General features: G+C 45.1%; 9 protein-coding genes, 2 tRNA genes and 3 rRNA genes. 13 read left to right on the plus strand and 1 reads right to left on the minus strand.

All coding sequences use genetic code 11. The features are described from left to right. The 12 genes from dnaA to rrf all read left to right on the plus strand — a co-directional run bounded on the left by dnaA (position 1) and on the right by rrf (position 14,326). Positions 1–1,341, plus strand: a complete 1,341-nt coding sequence (gene dnaA / locus KXZ66_RS00005; protein WP_003242674.1) for a chromosomal replication initiator protein DnaA — start codon at positions 1–3, stop codon at positions 1,339–1,341. A 189-nt stretch (positions 1,342–1,530) separates the two neighbouring features. Then, the gene (dnaN, locus tag KXZ66_RS00010) at positions 1,531–2,667 is read left to right on the plus strand and encodes a DNA polymerase III subunit beta (protein WP_003226811.1); all 1,137 of its coding nucleotides are present in this window, start codon (positions 1,531–1,533) and stop codon (positions 2,665–2,667) included. Positions 2,668–2,797: 130 nt separating this feature from the next. Next, positions 2,798–3,013, plus strand: a complete 216-nt coding sequence (rlbA, locus tag KXZ66_RS00015) for a ribosome maturation protein RlbA (protein ID WP_003226810.1) — start codon at positions 2,798–2,800, stop codon at positions 3,011–3,013. A gap of 15 nt (positions 3,014–3,028) precedes the next feature. After that, positions 3,029–4,141 (plus strand): DNA replication/repair protein RecF, encoded by a 1,113-nt coding sequence (gene recF / locus KXZ66_RS00020; protein ID WP_219144752.1) that lies wholly within the window; start codon positions 3,029–3,031, stop codon positions 4,139–4,141. 17 nt (positions 4,142–4,158) lie between these two features. After that, positions 4,159–4,404, plus strand: a complete 246-nt coding sequence (gene remB / locus KXZ66_RS00025) for an extracellular matrix regulator RemB (RefSeq protein ID WP_032724947.1) — start codon at positions 4,159–4,161, stop codon at positions 4,402–4,404. A gap of 54 nt (positions 4,405–4,458) precedes the next feature. Next, positions 4,459–6,375, plus strand: coding sequence for a DNA topoisomerase (ATP-hydrolyzing) subunit B (gyrB, locus tag KXZ66_RS00030; RefSeq protein WP_003226808.1), 1,917 nt, complete (start codon positions 4,459–4,461; stop codon positions 6,373–6,375). 211 nt (positions 6,376–6,586) lie between these two features. Continuing rightward, positions 6,587–9,052, plus strand: a complete 2,466-nt coding sequence (gene gyrA / locus KXZ66_RS00035; protein ID WP_003244540.1) for a DNA topoisomerase (ATP-hydrolyzing) subunit A — start codon at positions 6,587–6,589, stop codon at positions 9,050–9,052. Positions 9,053–9,339: 287 nt separating this feature from the next. After that, a 16S ribosomal RNA gene (locus KXZ66_RS00040) occupies positions 9,340–10,885 on the plus strand. A 102-nt stretch (positions 10,886–10,987) separates the two neighbouring features. After that, positions 10,988–11,064: transfer RNA gene (locus tag KXZ66_RS00045), tRNA-Ile, on the plus strand. An 11-nt stretch (positions 11,065–11,075) separates the two neighbouring features. After that, a tRNA-Ala gene (locus KXZ66_RS00050) sits at positions 11,076–11,151 on the plus strand. 81 nt (positions 11,152–11,232) lie between these two features. After that, positions 11,233–14,156: ribosomal RNA gene (locus KXZ66_RS00055) — 23S ribosomal RNA — on the plus strand. A gap of 54 nt (positions 14,157–14,210) precedes the next feature. Next, positions 14,211–14,326 (plus strand): 5S ribosomal RNA (gene rrf / locus KXZ66_RS00060). The 16S, 23S and 5S rRNA genes sit together here with 2 tRNA genes alongside, the layout of an rRNA operon. Before the next feature lie 39 nt (positions 14,327–14,365). Here the strand turns inward: rrf and KXZ66_RS00065 are convergent. Further along, on the minus strand, positions 14,366–15,313 hold the full coding sequence (locus KXZ66_RS00065; RefSeq protein ID WP_031315178.1) for a YaaC family protein: 948 nt from the start codon (positions 15,311–15,313) through the stop codon (positions 14,366–14,368). Positions 15,314–15,433: 120 nt separating this feature from the next. Here KXZ66_RS00065 and guaB point away from each other — a divergent pair, with 120 nt between their 5' ends. After that, the gene (gene guaB / locus KXZ66_RS00070) at positions 15,434–16,900 is read left to right on the plus strand and encodes an IMP dehydrogenase (RefSeq protein WP_003226803.1); all 1,467 of its coding nucleotides are present in this window, start codon (positions 15,434–15,436) and stop codon (positions 16,898–16,900) included. The last annotated feature ends 47 nt before the right edge of the window (positions 16,901–16,947 follow it).

Genomic DNA, 16,947 nt, shown 5'->3' on the forward strand with positions numbered 1-16,947 from the left:
ATGGAAAATATATTAGACCTGTGGAACCAAGCCCTTGCTCAAATCGAAAAAAAGTTGAGCAAACCGAGTTTTGAGACTTGGATGAAGTCAACCAAAGCCCACTCACTGCAAGGCGATACATTAACAATCACGGCTCCCAATGAATTTGCCAGAGACTGGCTGGAGTCCAGATACTTGCATCTGATTGCAGATACTATATATGAATTAACCGGGGAAGAATTGAGCATTAAGTTTGTCATTCCTCAAAATCAAGATGTTGAGGACTTTATGCCGAAACCGCAAGTCAAAAAAGCGGTCAAAGAAGATACATCTGATTTTCCTCAAAATATGCTCAATCCAAAATATACTTTTGATACTTTTGTCATCGGATCTGGAAACCGATTTGCACATGCTGCTTCCCTCGCAGTAGCGGAAGCGCCCGCGAAAGCTTACAACCCTTTATTTATCTATGGGGGCGTCGGCTTAGGGAAAACGCACTTAATGCATGCGATCGGCCATTATGTAATAGATCATAATCCTTCTGCCAAAGTGGTTTATCTGTCTTCTGAGAAATTTACAAACGAATTCATCAACTCTATCCGAGATAATAAAGCCGTCGACTTCCGCAATCGCTATCGAAATGTTGATGTGCTTTTGATAGATGATATTCAATTTTTAGCGGGGAAAGAACAAACCCAGGAAGAATTTTTCCATACATTTAACACATTGCACGAAGAAAGCAAACAAATCGTCATTTCAAGTGACCGACCGCCAAAGGAAATTCCGACACTTGAGGACAGATTGCGCTCACGTTTTGAATGGGGACTTATTACAGATATCACACCGCCTGATCTAGAAACGAGAATTGCAATTTTAAGAAAAAAAGCCAAAGCAGAAGGCCTCGATATTCCGAACGAGGTTATGCTTTACATCGCGAATCAAATCGACAGCAATATTCGGGAACTCGAAGGAGCATTAATCAGAGTTGTCGCTTATTCATCTTTAATTAATAAAGATATTAATGCTGATCTGGCCGCTGAGGCGTTGAAAGATATTATTCCTTCCTCAAAACCGAAAGTCATTACGATAAAGGAAATTCAGAGGGTAGTAGGCCAGCAATTTAATATTAAACTCGAGGATTTCAAAGCAAAAAAACGGACAAAGTCAGTAGCTTTTCCGCGTCAAATCGCCATGTACTTATCAAGGGAAATGACTGATTCCTCTCTTCCTAAAATCGGTGAAGAGTTTGGAGGACGTGATCATACGACCGTTATTCATGCGCATGAAAAAATTTCAAAACTGCTGGCAGATGATGAACAGCTTCAGCAGCATGTAAAAGAAATTAAAGAACAGCTTAAATAGCAGGACCGGGGAATCGGGGAAAGTGTGAATAACTTTTCGGAAGTCATACACAGTCTGTCCACATGTGGATAGGCTGTGTTTCCTGTCTTTTTCACAACTTATCCACAAATCCACAGGCCCTACTATTACTTCTACTATTTTTTATAAATATATATATATATTAATACATTATCCGTTAGGAGGATAAAAATGAAATTCACGATTCAAAAAGATCGTCTTGTTGAAAGTGTCCAAGATGTATTAAAAGCAGTTTCATCCAGAACCACGATTCCCATTCTGACTGGTATTAAAATTGTTGCATCAGATGATGGAGTATCCTTTACAGGGAGTGACTCAGATATTTCTATTGAATCCTTCATTCCAAAAGAAGAAGGAGATAAAGAAATCGTCACTATTGAACAGCCCGGAAGCATCGTTTTACAGGCTCGCTTTTTTAGTGAAATTGTAAAAAAATTGCCGATGGCAACTGTAGAAATCGAAGTCCAAAATCAGTATTTGACGATTATCCGTTCTGGTAAAGCTGAATTTAATCTAAACGGACTGGATGCTGATGAGTATCCGCACTTGCCGCAGATTGAAGAGCATCATGCGATTCAGATCCCAACTGATTTGTTAAAAAATCTAATCAGACAAACAGTATTTGCAGTGTCCACCTCAGAAACACGCCCTATCTTGACAGGTGTAAACTGGAAAGTGGAGCAAAGTGAATTATTATGCACTGCAACGGATAGCCACCGTCTTGCATTAAGAAAGGCGAAACTTGATATTCCAGAAGACAGATCTTATAACGTCGTGATTCCGGGAAAAAGTTTAACTGAACTTAGCAAGATTTTAGATGACAACCAGGAACTTGTAGATATCGTCATCACAGAAACCCAAGTTCTGTTTAAAGCGAAAAACGTCTTGTTCTTCTCACGGCTTCTGGACGGGAATTATCCAGACACAACCAGCCTGATTCCGCAAGACAGCAAAACAGAAATCATTGTGAACACAAAAGAATTCCTTCAGGCCATTGATCGTGCATCTCTTTTAGCTAGAGAGGGACGCAACAACGTTGTAAAACTGTCTGCAAAACCGGCTGAATCCATTGAAATTTCTTCCAACTCACCGGAAATCGGTAAAGTTGTGGAAGCAATTGCTGCGGATCAAATTGAAGGTGAGGAATTAAATATCTCTTTTAGTCCAAAATATATGCTGGATGCACTAAAGGTGCTTGAAGGAGCAGAAATACGCGTAAGCTTTACAGGCGCAATGAGACCTTTCTTAATTCGCACGCCGAATGATGAAACGATTGTACAGCTTATCCTTCCTGTCAGAACCTATTAATCCGATACACTGCTGCCGACTCGTCGGCAGCTTTTCTATTCGGTATCTGCTCCGACAAGTTTTCCCTTTCCCTAATTCGTTTTTTTTTAGTACAATTAGATATTAGTGATATTTGAAAGAGGTCGATATAATGGCAAATCCGATTTCAATTGATACAGAGATGATTACACTCGGACAATTCTTAAAATTAGCCGATGTGATTCAGTCTGGCGGTATGGCGAAGTGGTTTTTAAGCGAGCATGAAGTGCTTGTGAACGATGAGCCGGACAACCGCCGGGGCAGAAAGCTGTATGTTGGAGATGTGGTAGAGATTGAAGGATTTGGTTCATTTCAAGTCGTCAATTAAAGCGGGTGACACTGATTGTATATCCAGAACTTAGAACTGACATCTTACCGCAACTACGACCATGCTGAACTTCAATTTGAAAATAAAGTAAATGTGATCATCGGAGAAAACGCCCAGGGGAAGACAAACCTCATGGAGGCGATCTATGTCTTGTCCATGGCGAAATCGCACCGGACATCAAATGACAAAGAACTTATACGGTGGGACAAAGACTATGCTAAAATAGAGGGAAGAGTGATGAAGCAAAACGGGGCGATCCCGATGCAGCTCGTCATCTCCAAAAAGGGTAAAAAGGGCAAGGTCAATCATATTGAACAGCAAAAGCTCAGCCAGTATGTCGGGGCCCTCAACACCATTATGTTCGCGCCGGAAGATTTAAATCTTGTAAAGGGAAGCCCTCAAGTGAGAAGGCGGTTTCTTGACATGGAAATCGGACAGGTTTCTCCCGTCTACCTTCATGATCTTTCTCTTTACCAGAAAATCCTTTCCCAGCGGAATCATTTTTTGAAACAGCTGCAAACAAGAAAACAAACTGACCGGACGATGCTCGATGTTCTGACCGATCAGCTTGTAGAAGTTGCAGCAAAAGTCGTCGTAAAACGCCTGCAGTTTACAGCACAGCTCGAGAAATGGGCGCAGCCCATCCATGCAGGCATCTCAAGAGGGCTTGAAGAACTGACGCTGAAATACCATACAGCTCTTGATGTATCAGATCCCCTAGATTTGTCGAAAATAGGAGATAGCTATCAAGAAGCGTTTTCTAAATTAAGAGAAAAAGAAATTGAGCGTGGTGTGACGCTGTCAGGGCCTCATCGCGATGATGTTCTTTTCTATGTGAACGGACGCGATGTGCAGACGTATGGTTCTCAAGGACAGCAGCGAACGACGGCGTTGTCCCTTAAGCTGGCGGAGATTGACCTGATCCATGAAGAAATCGGAGAATATCCCATTTTACTATTGGATGATGTACTGAGTGAACTGGATGATTATCGCCAGTCACACTTGCTTCATACGATCCAAGGCCGTGTACAAACGTTTGTCACAACGACAAGCGTTGATGGCATTGATCACGAAACCTTACGTCATGCAGGAATGTTCCGTGTGCAAAATGGTGCGTTAGTGAAGTGAAGAAATGAGGTGAGCAATTGTATATTCATTTAGGTGATGACTTTGTGGTTTCAACACGAGATATTGTCGGCATTTTTGACTTTAAAGCCAACATGTCGCCTATTGTTGAAGATTTTCTAAAAAAACAGAAACACAAGGTGGTGCCTTCCGTAAACGGCACGCCCAAATCTATCGTAGTCACGGTTCAGAATATATATTACTCTCCCTTATCTTCCAGCACATTAAAAAAACGTGCGCAATTTATGTTTGAAATAGATTCTTAGAAATTTTTTATCACGAATATATCGTTTAGAAAAGTGTAGGTGAATGACGTGGCTATGGAACAGCAGCAAAACAGTTATGATGAAAATCAGATACAGGTACTAGAAGGATTGGAAGCTGTTCGTAAAAGACCGGGGATGTATATCGGTTCGACAAACAGCAAAGGCCTTCACCACTTGGTATGGGAAATTGTCGACAATAGTATTGACGAAGCCCTTGCCGGTTATTGTACGGATATCAATATCCAAATCGAAAAAGACAACAGTATCACGGTTGTAGATAATGGCCGCGGTATTCCAGTCGGTATTCATGAAAAAATGGGCCGTCCTGCGGTAGAAGTCATTATGACGGTGCTTCATGCCGGAGGAAAATTTGACGGAAGCGGCTATAAAGTATCCGGAGGATTACACGGTGTAGGTGCGTCGGTCGTAAACGCACTATCAACAGAGCTTGATGTGACGGTTCACCGTGACGGTAAAATTCACCGCCAAACCTATAAACGCGGAGTTCCGGTTACAGACCTTGAAATCATTGGCGAAACGGATCATACAGGAACGACGACACATTTTGTCCCGGACCCTGAAATTTTCTCAGAAACAACCGAGTATGATTACGATCTGCTTGCCAACCGCGTGCGTGAATTAGCCTTTTTAACAAAGGGCGTAAACATCACGATTGAAGATAAACGTGAAGGACAAGAGCGCAAAAATGAATACCATTACGAAGGCGGAATTAAAAGTTATGTAGAGTATTTAAACCGCTCTAAAGAGGTTGTCCATGAAGAGCCGATTTACATTGAAGGCGAAAAGGACGGCATTACGGTTGAAGTGGCTTTGCAATACAATGACAGCTACACAAGCAACATTTACTCGTTTACAAACAACATTAACACGTACGAAGGCGGTACCCATGAAGCTGGCTTCAAAACGGGCCTGACTCGTGTTATCAACGATTACGCCAGAAAAAAAGGGCTTATTAAAGAAAATGATCCAAACCTAAGCGGAGATGACGTAAGGGAAGGGCTGACAGCGATTATTTCAATCAAACACCCTGATCCGCAGTTTGAGGGCCAAACAAAAACAAAGCTGGGCAACTCAGAAGCACGGACGATCACCGATACGTTATTTTCTACGGCGATGGAAACATTTATGCTGGAAAATCCAGATGCAGCCAAAAAAATTGTCGATAAAGGCTTAATGGCGGCAAGAGCAAGAATGGCTGCGAAAAAAGCCCGTGAACTAACACGCCGTAAGAGTGCTTTGGAAATTTCCAACTTGCCCGGTAAGTTAGCGGACTGCTCTTCAAAAGATCCGAGCATCTCCGAGTTATATATCGTAGAGGGTGACTCTGCCGGAGGATCTGCTAAACAAGGACGCGACAGACATTTCCAAGCCATTTTGCCGCTTAGAGGTAAAATCCTAAACGTTGAAAAGGCCAGACTGGATAAAATCCTTTCTAACAACGAAGTTCGCTCTATGATCACAGCGCTCGGCACAGGTATTGGGGAAGACTTCAACCTTGAGAAAGCCCGTTACCACAAAGTTGTCATTATGACAGATGCCGATGTTGACGGCGCGCACATCAGAACACTGCTGTTAACGTTCTTTTACAGATATATGCGCCAAATTATCGAAAATGGCTACGTGTACATTGCGCAGCCGCCGCTCTACAAGGTTCAACAGGGGAAACGCGTTGAATATGCGTACAATGACAAGGAGCTTGAAGAGCTGTTAAAAACTCTTCCTCAAACGCCTAAGCCTGGACTGCAGCGTTACAAAGGTCTTGGTGAAATGAATGCCACCCAGCTATGGGAGACAACCATGGATCCTAGTTCCAGAACACTTCTTCAGGTAACTCTTGAAGATGCAATGGATGCGGACGAGACTTTTGAAATGCTTATGGGCGACAAGGTAGAACCGCGCCGAAACTTCATAGAAGCGAATGCGAGATACGTTAAAAATCTTGACATCTAATCCATAAAAAGCCTTATTTCCAATAAGAAATAAGGCTTTTTTCTGAACAAGATCAGATGCAGCAATGCCTGCAATACCTATATATTCTAGCAATTTAATGTGTATAATCATAAGTTTATTGATATAATGGAGAATAGTGAAATCGTATTGAAGGTCATAATGGACAATCTACTCCCACATATTTCATGTGATACTTCAGGGAGGTTTTTTAATGAGTGAACAAAACACACCACAAGTTCGTGAAATAAATATCAGTCAGGAAATGCGTACGTCCTTCTTGGATTATGCAATGAGCGTTATCGTGTCCCGTGCTCTTCCGGATGTTCGAGACGGTTTAAAACCGGTTCATAGACGGATTTTGTATGCAATGAATGATTTAGGCATGACAAGTGACAAGCCTTATAAAAAATCCGCGCGTATCGTTGGAGAAGTTATCGGGAAATACCACCCGCACGGTGATTCAGCGGTATATGAATCCATGGTCAGAATGGCTCAGGATTTCAACTACCGTTATATGCTCGTTGACGGTCACGGAAACTTCGGTTCTGTTGACGGAGACTCAGCGGCGGCCATGCGTTATACAGAAGCACGAATGTCTAAAATCTCAATGGAGATTCTTCGCGACATCACAAAAGACACAATCGATTACCAGGATAACTATGACGGGTCAGAAAGAGAACCTGTCGTTATGCCTTCAAGGTTCCCGAATCTGCTCGTGAACGGTGCTGCCGGCATTGCGGTAGGTATGGCAACAAACATTCCTCCGCACCAGCTGGGAGAAATCATTGACGGTGTACTTGCTGTTAGTGAGAATCCGGACATTACAATTCCAGAGCTTATGGAAGTCATTCCAGGGCCTGATTTCCCGACCGCGGGTCAAATCTTGGGACGCAGCGGTATCCGGAAAGCATACGAATCAGGCCGAGGCTCTATCACGATCCGGGCAAAAGCTGAGATCGAACAAACATCTTCGGGTAAAGAAAGAATTATCGTTACAGAGTTACCTTACCAAGTAAATAAGGCGAAATTAATTGAGAAAATTGCTGATCTCGTAAGGGACAAAAAGATAGAGGGTATCACAGATCTGCGTGATGAGTCAGATCGTACAGGTATGAGAATTGTCATTGAAATCAGACGCGATGCCAATGCAAATGTCATCTTAAACAATCTGTACAAACAAACTGCTCTACAAACATCTTTTGGCATCAACCTGCTTGCACTTGTTGATGGCCAGCCGAAAGTTTTAACTCTTAAGCAATGCCTGGAGCATTACCTTGACCATCAAAAAGTTGTCATTAGACGCCGTACTGCTTATGAATTGCGTAAAGCAGAAGCGAGAGCTCATATCTTGGAAGGATTGAGAGTTGCACTGGATCATCTCGATGCAGTTATCTCCCTTATCCGTAATTCTCAAACGGCTGAAATTGCGAGAACAGGTTTAATTGAACAATTCTCACTGACAGAGAAGCAAGCACAAGCGATCCTTGACATGAGGCTCCAGCGTTTAACGGGACTGGAACGTGAAAAGATCGAAGAAGAATACCAATCTCTTGTTAAATTAATTGCAGAGCTAAAAGACATCTTGGCAAATGAATATAAAGTTCTTGAGATCATTCGTGAAGAACTCACGGAAATCAAAGAGCGTTTTAACGATGAAAGACGTACTGAGATCGTCACTTCTGGACTGGAGACAATTGAAGATGAAGATCTCATCGAGAGAGAAAATATCGTAGTTACTCTGACGCACAACGGATACGTCAAACGTCTTCCTGCATCAACTTACCGCAGTCAAAAACGGGGCGGAAAAGGTGTACAAGGTATGGGAACAAACGAAGATGATTTCGTTGAACATTTGATCTCTACGTCAACTCATGACACGATTCTCTTCTTCTCGAACAAGGGGAAAGTGTATCGTGCAAAAGGGTATGAAATCCCTGAATACGGCAGAACGGCAAAAGGAATCCCGATTATTAACCTGCTGGAGGTAGAAAAGGGTGAGTGGATCAACGCGATTATTCCAGTCACGGAATTCAATGCGGAGCTTTACCTTTTCTTCACTACAAAGCATGGGGTTTCAAAACGAACATCGCTATCTCAATTCGCTAATATCCGCAACAATGGTCTAATTGCTCTGAGTCTTCGTGAAGATGATGAACTGATGGGTGTACGTCTGACTGACGGCACAAAACAAATCATCATTGGAACGAAAAACGGTTTACTGATCCGTTTCCCTGAAACAGATGTCCGAGAGATGGGAAGAACTGCGGCAGGCGTAAAAGGCATCACCCTGACGGATGACGACGTTGTTGTCGGCATGGAGATTTTAGAGGAAGAATCACACGTCCTTATCGTAACTGAAAAAGGGTACGGAAAACGAACTCCTGCTGAAGAGTACAGAACCCAAAGCCGGGGCGGAAAAGGACTCAAAACAGCGAAAATCACCGAGAACAACGGCCAACTAGTAGCAGTGAAAGCTACTAAAGGTGAAGAGGATCTAATGATTATTACAGCTAGCGGCGTACTCATCAGAATGGACATCAATGATATCTCCATCACCGGACGTGTCACTCAAGGTGTGCGTCTCATCAGAATGGCAGAAGAAGAGCATGTTGCTACAGTAGCTTTAGTAGAGAAAAACGAAGAAGATGAGAATGAAGAAGAACAAGAAGAAGTGTGAAAAAAAGCGCAGCTGAAATAGCTGTGCTTTTTTTGTCATAACCCTTTACAGTCATAAAAATTATGGTATAATCATTTCTGTTGTCTTTTTAAAGACACAAGCATGACCATTATGACTAGTAAAAACTTTTTCAAAAAAGTATTGACCTAGTTAACTAAAAATGTTACTATTAAGTAGTCGCTTCGAGAGAAGTACACAAAGTTCTTTGAAAACTAAACAAGACAAAACGTACCTGTTAATTCATTTTTATAAATCGCACAGCAATGTGCGTAGTCAGTCAAACTACTTTATCGGAGAGTTTGATCCTGGCTCAGGACGAACGCTGGCGGCGTGCCTAATACATGCAAGTCGAGCGGACAGATGGGAGCTTGCTCCCTGATGTTAGCGGCGGACGGGTGAGTAACACGTGGGTAACCTGCCTGTAAGACTGGGATAACTCCGGGAAACCGGGGCTAATACCGGATGGTTGTTTGAACCGCATGGTTCAAACATAAAAGGTGGCTTCGGCTACCACTTACAGATGGACCCGCGGCGCATTAGCTAGTTGGTGAGGTAACGGCTCACCAAGGCAACGATGCGTAGCCGACCTGAGAGGGTGATCGGCCACACTGGGACTGAGACACGGCCCAGACTCCTACGGGAGGCAGCAGTAGGGAATCTTCCGCAATGGACGAAAGTCTGACGGAGCAACGCCGCGTGAGTGATGAAGGTTTTCGGATCGTAAAGCTCTGTTGTTAGGGAAGAACAAGTACCGTTCGAATAGGGCGGTACCTTGACGGTACCTAACCAGAAAGCCACGGCTAACTACGTGCCAGCAGCCGCGGTAATACGTAGGTGGCAAGCGTTGTCCGGAATTATTGGGCGTAAAGGGCTCGCAGGCGGTTTCTTAAGTCTGATGTGAAAGCCCCCGGCTCAACCGGGGAGGGTCATTGGAAACTGGGGAACTTGAGTGCAGAAGAGGAGAGTGGAATTCCACGTGTAGCGGTGAAATGCGTAGAGATGTGGAGGAACACCAGTGGCGAAGGCGACTCTCTGGTCTGTAACTGACGCTGAGGAGCGAAAGCGTGGGGAGCGAACAGGATTAGATACCCTGGTAGTCCACGCCGTAAACGATGAGTGCTAAGTGTTAGGGGGTTTCCGCCCCTTAGTGCTGCAGCTAACGCATTAAGCACTCCGCCTGGGGAGTACGGTCGCAAGACTGAAACTCAAAGGAATTGACGGTACGCACAAGCGGTGGAGCATGTGGTTTAATTCGAAGCAACGCGAAGAACCTTACCAGGTCTTGACATCCTCTGACAATCCTAGAGATAGGACGTCCCCTTCGGGGGCAGAGTGACAGGTGGTGCATGGTTGTCGTCAGCTCGTGTCGTGAGATGTTGGGTTAAGTCCCGCAACGAGCGCAACCCTTGATCTTAGTTGCCAGCATTCAGTTGGGCACTCTAAGGTGACTGCCGGTGACAAACCGGAGGAAGGTGGGGATGACGTCAAATCATCATGCCCCTTATGACCTGGGCTACACACGTGCTACAATGGACAGAACAAAGGGCAGCGAAACCGCGAGGTTAAGCCAATCCCACAAATCTGTTCTCAGTTCGGATCGCAGTCTGCAACTCGACTGCGTGAAGCTGGAATCGCTAGTAATCGCGGATCAGCATGCCGCGGTGAATACGTTCCCGAGCTTGTACACACCGCCCGTCACACCACGAGAGTTTGTAACACCCGAAGTCGGTGAGGTAACCTTTTAGGAGCCAGCCGCCGAAGGTGGGACAGATGATTGGGGTGAAGTCGTAACAAGGTAGCCGTATCGGAAGGTGCGGCTGGATCACCTCCTTTCTAAGGATATTATACGGAATATAAGACCTTGGGTCTTATAAACAGAACGTTCCCTGTCTTGTTTAGTTTTGAAGGAACTTTGTTCCTTGAATAAGTTAAGATGGGCCTGTAGCTCAGCTGGTTAGAGCGCACGCCTGATAAGCGTGAGGTCGGTGGTTCGAGTCCACTCAGGCCCACCATCTTATATAACGGGGCCTTAGCTCAGCTGGGAGAGCGCCTGCTTTGCACGCAGGAGGTCAGCGGTTCGATCCCGCTAGGCTCCACCAACGTGTTCTTTGAAAACTAGATAACAGTAGACATCACATTCAATTAGTAACACAAGATATCACATAGTGATTCTTTTTAACGGTTAAGTTAGAAAGGGCGCACGGTGGATGCCTTGGCACTAGGAGCCGATGAAGGACGGGACGAACACCGATATGCTTCGGGGAGCTGTAAGCAAGCTTTGATCCGGAGATTTCCGAATGGGGAAACCCACCACTCGTAATGGAGTGGTATCCATATCTGAATTCATAGGATATGAGAAGGCAGACCCGGGGAACTGAAACATCTAAGTACCCGGAGGAAGAGAAAGCAAATGCGATTCCCTGAGTAGCGGCGAGCGAAACGGGATTAGCCCAAACCAAGAGGCTTGCCTCTTGGGGTTGTAGGACACTCTGTACGGAGTTACAAAGGAACGAGGTAGATGAAGAGGTCTGGAAAGGCCGCCATAGGAGGTAACAGCCCTGTAGTCAAAACTTCGTTCTCTCCTGAGTGGATCCTGAGTACGGCGGAACACGTGAAATTCCGTCGGAATCCGGGAGGACCATCTCCCAAGGCTAAATACTCCCTAGTGACCGATAGTGAACCAGTACCGTGAGGGAAAGGTGAAAAGCACCCCGGAAGGGGAGTGAAAGAGATCCTGAAACCGTGTGCCTACAAGTAGTCAGAGCCCGTTAACGGGTGATGGCGTGCCTTTTGTAGAATGAACCGGCGAGTTACGATCCCGTGCAAGGTTAAGCAGAAGATGCGGAGCCGCAGCGAAAGCGAGTCTGAATAGGGCGCATGAGTACGTGGTCGTAGACCCGAAACCAGGTGATCTACCCATGTCCAGGGTGAAGTTCAGGTAACACTGAATGGAGGCCGAACCCACGCACGTTGAAAAGTGCGGGGATGAGGTGTGGGTAGGGGTGAAATGCCAATCGAACCTGGAGATAGCTGGTTCTCTCCGAAATAGCTTTAGGGCTAGCCTCAAGGTAAGAGTCTTGGAGGTAGAGCACTGATTGGACTAGGGACCCTACCGGGTTACCGAATTCAGTCAAACTCCGAATGCCAATGACTTATCCTTGGGAGTCAGACTGCGAGTGATAAGATCCGTAGTCGAAAGGGAAACAGCCCAGACCGCCAGCTAAGGTCCCAAAGTATACGTTAAGTGGAAAAGGATGTGGAGTTGCTTAGACAACCAGGATGTTGGCTTAGAAGCAGCCACCATTTAAAGAGTGCGTAATAGCTCACTGGTCGAGTGACTCTGCGCCGAAAATGTACCGGGGCTAAACGTATCACCGAAGCTGCGGACTGTTCTTCGAACAGTGGTAGGAGAGCGTTCTAAGGGCTGTGAAGCCAGACCGGAAGGACTGGTGGAGCGCTTAGAAGTGAGAATGCCGGTATGAGTAGCGAAAGAGGGGTGAGAATCCCCTCCACCGAATGCCTAAGGTTTCCTGAGGAAGGCTCGTCCGCTCAGGGTTAGTCGGGACCTAAGCCGAGTACGAAAGGCGTAGGCGATGGACAACAGGTTGATATTCCTGTACCACCTCCTCACCATTTGAGCAATGGGGGGACGCAGGAGGATAGGGTAAGCGCGGTATTGGATATCCGCGTCCAAGCAGTTAGGCTGGGAAATAGGCAAATCCGTTTCCCATAAGGCTGAGCTGTGATGGCGAGCGAAATATAGTAGCGAAGTTCCTGATTCCACACTGCCAAGAAAAGCCTCTAGCGAGGTGAGAGGTGCCCGTACCGCAAACCGACACAGGTAGGCGAGGAGAGAATCCTAAGGTGATCGAGAGAACTCTCGTTAAGGAACTCGGCAAAATGACCCCGTAACTTCGGGAGAAGGGGTGCTCTGTTAGGGTGCAAGCCCGAGAGAGCCGCAGTGAATATGCCAGGCGACTGTTTAGCAAAAACACAGGTCTCTGCGAAGCCGTAAGGCGAAGTATAGGGGCTGACGCCTGCCCGGTGCTGGAAGGTTAAGAGGAGCGCTTAGCGTAAGCGAAGGTGCGAATTGAAGCCCCAGTAAACGGCGTACGTAACTATAACGGTCCTAAGGTAGCGAAATTCCTTGTCGGGTAAGTTCCGACCCGCACGAAAGGCGCAACGATCTGGGCACTGTCTCAACGAGAGACTCGGTGAAATTATAGTACCTGTGAAGATGCAGGTTACCCGCGACAGGACGGAAAGACCCCGTGGAGCTTTACTGCAGCCTGATATTGAATGTTGGTACAGCTTGTACAGGATAGGTAGGAGCCTTGGAAACCGGAGCGCCAGCTTCGGTGGAGGCATCGGTGGGATACTACCCTGGCTGTATTGACCTTCTAACCCGCCGCCCTTATCGGGCGGGGAGACAGTGTCAGGTGGGCAGTTTGACTGGGGCGGTCGCCTCCTAAAAGGTAACGGAGGCGCCCAAAGGTTCCCTCAGAATGGTTGGAAATCATTCGCAGAGTGTAAAGGCACAAGGGAGCTTGACTGCGAGACCTACAAGTCGAGCAGGGACGAAAGTCGGGCTTAGTGATCCGGTGGTTCCGCATGGAAGGTACATCGCTCAACGGATAAAAGCTACCCCGGGGATAACAGGCTTATCTCCCCCAAGAGTCCACATCGACGGGGAGGTTTGGCACCTCGATGTCGGCTCATCGCATCCTGGGGCTGTAGTCGGTCCCAAGGGTTGGGCTGTTCGCCCATTAAAGCGGTACGCGAGCTGGGTTCAGAACGTCGTGAGACAGTTCGGTCCCTATCCGTCGCGGGCGCAGGAAATTTGAGAGGAGCTGTCCTTAGTACGAGAGGACCGGGATGGACGCACCGCTGGTGTACCAGTTGTTCTGCCAAGGGCATCGCTGGGTAGCTATGTGCGGACGGGATAAGTGCTGAAAGCATCTAAGCATGAAGCCCCCCTCAAGATGAGATTTCCCATTCCGCAAGGAAGTAAGATCCCTGAAAGATGATCAGGTTGATAGGTCTGAGGTGGAAGTGTGGCGACACATGGAGCTGACAGATACTAATCGATCGAGGACTTAACCATATTTTGAATGATGTCACACCTGTTATCTAGTTTTGAGAGAACACTCTCAATTTGTTTGGTGGCGATAGCGAAGAGGTCACACCCGTTCCCATACCGAACACGGAAGTTAAGCTCTTCAGCGCCGATGGTAGTCGGGGGTTTCCCCCTGTGAGAGTAGGACGCCGCCAAGCAAGTTTAAACCCAGCTCATTGAGCTGGGTTTTTTGTTTGTTAAAAATGAAGAAGAAACTGTGAAGCGTATTTAGGGAATTTCTTTTCTGTTACTAATAAAAACTGCTGAATTAACACGTAGTCATCACTTATATGCTGTGTTAATAACTCATACCACCATTCTGTTTCATACCTTGCAATCATCCCAACGTTGTACAAAATCAAATAATGAATTGTCATTTCGGGAAGCCTCAGAAATTGCTCCCTTTGAGAAGGGATATAATATTGGTTCTTTTCCATGTCAAACAATAAGCTGGTCGATGTCCATGGCTCCTTGTCTTGTGGTGAAATTTCGAACAGCAGCCCGTGTTCATTTTTTTTTGTAAAAGACCATTGATAATGATGGGACATGTATTCAGCAAACCTTGAATCAGACATTTTGTAATTGATTACTACTTCCTCCGGTACAAAAATTTCGTTCTTATCCTTCTCAACTTTTGTCATAAATCGTTCTTTCTGATGAAAGTAGAAAATATCGCTAAGTTCTGGAATGGCCATTAATAATTTTTTCATGGTATACCGTTCATCTACTATATCCGATTGTCCGAATAAATGTTTCATAAAATGGATGCATAGGCCATTTCGTTGTATTTTCACTTCATCATCGCTAAAACAATAATTTTGTTTCTTTCGTTTTCTTGTTGTTACGCCATGTGCCAGTACTGATGTATGGCTTGGATAATGAGGATCACGTGTAATTAAGCATGCTTTGATAAGCTGTGCCATTCCATAAAATAAAAGAATCGGTTTGATTTCTAAGGGAGAATATGCGGCTTGTTTATAAAACGATTCGGCATGCTTTAAGAAATAAATAAACCGTTCACTGTTTTTAAAAGAGTTTTTTTTCGCATCGTCAATACCGTTTAAGGTATAAACCTTTTCTAGAAATTTCTGGGTTGATTCAACGGAGTAAAATAGCGCTAAGTCTTTCCACTCATGATATGTCATGTATATTTCTTGATCCTTTCCGTTATCTAAATATTTCAACTCTTTCCCGCTTCCTTGACATGCTCTTGGCTAGTTGATAATCTACATATAATATTTTGCCGAAAAGAGGGGGATTTACTAATGTGGGAAAGTAAATTTTCAAAAGAAGGCTTAACGTTCGACGATGTGCTGCTTGTACCAGCAAAGTCTGAGGTACTTCCGCGTGATGTGGATTTATCTGTAGAACTTACAAAAACGTTAAAGCTAAATATTCCTGTCATCAGCGCAGGTATGGACACTGTAACAGAATCAGCAATGGCAATTGCAATGGCAAGACAGGGCGGCTTGGGCATCATTCACAAAAATATGTCCATTGAACAGCAGGCTGAACAAGTTGATAAAGTAAAGCGTTCTGAGCGCGGCGTTATCACAAATCCCTTCTTTTTAACTCCTGATCACCAAGTATTTGATGCGGAGCATTTGATGGGGAAATACAGAATTTCCGGTGTTCCGATTGTAAATAACGAAGAAGACCAGAAGCTTGTTGGAATTATTACAAACCGTGACCTTCGTTTTATTTCTGACTACTCAATGAAAATCAGCGATGTCATGACGAAAGAAGAGCTAGTTACTGCATCTGTAGGAACTACTCTGGATGAAGCTGAAAAGATTTTGCAGAAACATAAAATTGAAAAGCTTCCTCTCGTAGACGACCAGAATAAATTAAAAGGTCTTATCACAATTAAAGACATTGAAAAAGTCATTGAGTTTCCGAACTCATCTAAAGACATTCACGGCCGCCTGATCGTTGGCGCGGCAGTTGGTGTAACTGGCGATACAATGACTCGCGTCAAAAAGCTTGTTGAAGCCAATGTTGATGTGATTGTTATCGATACAGCTCACGGACACTCTCAAGGCGTTTTAAACACAGTCACAAAAATCCGTGAAACGTATCCCGAATTAAACATTATTGCTGGAAACGTGGCAACAGCTGAAGCGACAAGAGCGCTTATCGAAGCTGGAGCAGACGTTGTCAAAGTTGGAATAGGACCTGGCTCAATTTGTACTACACGTGTTGTAGCCGGCGTCGGTGTTCCACAAATTACAGCAATTTATGATTGTGCGACTGAAGCAAGAAAACACGGCAAAACAATCATAGCCGACGGTGGGATTAAATTCTCTGGCGATATCACTAAAGCATTGGCAGCCGGCGGACATGCTGTTATGCTCGGAAGCTTGCTTGCAGGCACATCAGAAAGCCCTGGTGAAACTGAAATCTACCAAGGCAGAAGATTTAAGGTATACCGCGGCATGGGATCAGTTGCTGCAATGGAAAAAGGAAGTAAAGACCGTTACTTCCAAGAAGAAAACAAAAAATTTGTTCCTGAAGGAATTGAAGGACGCACACCTTACAAAGGACCAGTTGAAGAAACCGTTTATCAGCTAGTCGGAGGTCTTCGTTCTGGTATGGGGTATTGCGGGTCCAAAGATCTGCGTGCGCTAAGAGAAGAAGCTCAGTTCATTCGCATGACTGGCGCAGGACTTCGCGAAAGCCATCCGCATGACGTACAGATTACAAAAGAATCACCTAACTATACAATTTCATAATAAATTGTTACAAATTAAAAACATTTGACAGGGTCTCTGACTCTGTC

Source organism: Bacillus sp. LJBS17 (genome assembly GCF_019334685.1).
GTDB lineage: Bacteria > Bacillota > Bacilli > Bacillales > Bacillaceae > Bacillus > Bacillus subtilis.